This window comes from Rhodoferax sp. RT5P35, from assembly GCF_056521385.1.
In genome coordinates, this window is sequence record NZ_JBWMAX010000140.1 from 1 (window position 1) to 1,393 (window position 1,393).

Genomic DNA, 1,393 nt, shown 5'->3' on the forward strand with positions numbered 1-1,393 from the left:
GAGCGCTGGTGTATTGCCGCCGATATCCAGAGCCGCCTCAAACAGGCACCGCCCGGTGTGCCCGTGGGTGCGCTGGTGGCGCGCGGCGAGGTGGAGCTGGGTTTCCAGCAGCTCAGCGAATTGCTGAACCTGGAGGGCATCACCGTGCTGGGCCCGCTGCCACCGGCTATCCAGGTGACCACGATTTTCTCTGCCGGGATCACTACCGCCAGTACCCAGGCTGACGCCGTGCGCGCCTTGCTGGAATACATGAATTCCCCGATGGCGCTAGAGGCCAAACGCCATCAGGGTATGGACCCTGTGTAAGAAGCTGTACGCAGACTAAATTCAATCCAAGGAGACAAACACCATGACCCAAAAATCCTACGTAGAACACGTCGCCGTGCGCGTCCACGACATCCAGTGGCACATCAACTTCTTCTATGAAGTACTCGGGATGGACGTGCGCGAGATCGACGGCCCCACCGATGCGCCCCACCAGTACTGGACGCTGGGCGGCATGCAACTGATGAGCACCCCCGGCTTCACGGCACCGCCCAGCAACGACTCCGGCTGGCTGGCCCACCTGGGCATCATGGTGCAAGACCTACCCGCCGCCCTAAAGGCCGCGCAGAGCTGGGGCGTGAAGCCCCTGCCCCAGGGCAGCAACTGGCTGCAATTGCCCGACGGCCTGGCGATCGAGCTGATCCAGGCCAGCGGCACGTCCGTAGCCGACATCCTGGCCATCAACCCCCGCGCAAAACTCTGAGACCCACCATGATCATCCCCACACTCCACTTCCAGACCCCCGAAAAAGACTGGGACGATGCCCAGGTGGGCGACAGCTGCACCAGCCCCACCTACCTGGTCACCGGCGAGCGCATCGATGCCTACGCCGAAATCACCGGCGACTACACCCCCGTGCACGTGGACGAGGCCTACGCCAACGCCTCGCACTTCGGCTGCCGCGTGGCCCATGGGCTGATGGGCCAGTCGGTGGCCGACGGCCTGAAGACACAGAGCGAATACCGCTTTCTGCCCGGCATGTCACTGGGCTGGACCTGGGACTTTTTGCTGCCCATCAAGATCGGCGACGTGCTGCGCGTGCGCTTCACCGTGGGCAGCATGCGCGCCAGCAAAAGCAAACCCGGCTGGGGCATCGTGGTGCTGCCGTCCGACCTGCTGAACCAGCACGACCAGGTGGTGCAAAAAGGCGAGCACCGCCTGATGGTGCCGCGCCGCCCCGGCATTTTCTAAAACTACAAAATTCATAGCTGCTCACGCTTACCCAATCAGCACAAAAAGGTTATTTCATGCCTAAAAATACCCAAGCCCTGCCACTGGCTGGTTTCCGCGTGGTCGATTACAGCCACTTCCTTGCCGGGCCCTACCTGGGCCGCTGCCTGGCCGCCCT

At 62.7% G+C, this 1,393-nt stretch carries 3 protein-coding genes; all 3 read left to right on the plus strand.

Going from position 1 to position 1,393, the window contains the following annotated elements:
• Positions 1 to 306: molybdate ABC transporter substrate-binding protein (locus tag AC097L_RS24390; protein ID WP_479589307.1), on the plus strand; the 306-nt coding region annotated here is incomplete at its 5' end.
• A gap of 43 nt (positions 307 to 349) precedes the next feature.
• On the plus strand, positions 350 to 748 hold the full coding sequence (locus AC097L_RS24395; RefSeq protein ID WP_479589308.1) for a VOC family protein: 399 nt from the start codon (positions 350 to 352) through the stop codon (positions 746 to 748).
• Between the two features lie 8 nt (positions 749 to 756).
• On the plus strand, positions 757 to 1,236 hold the full coding sequence (locus tag AC097L_RS24400; RefSeq protein ID WP_479589309.1) for a MaoC family dehydratase: 480 nt from the start codon (positions 757 to 759) through the stop codon (positions 1,234 to 1,236).
• Positions 1,237 to 1,393 lie beyond the last annotated feature (157 nt).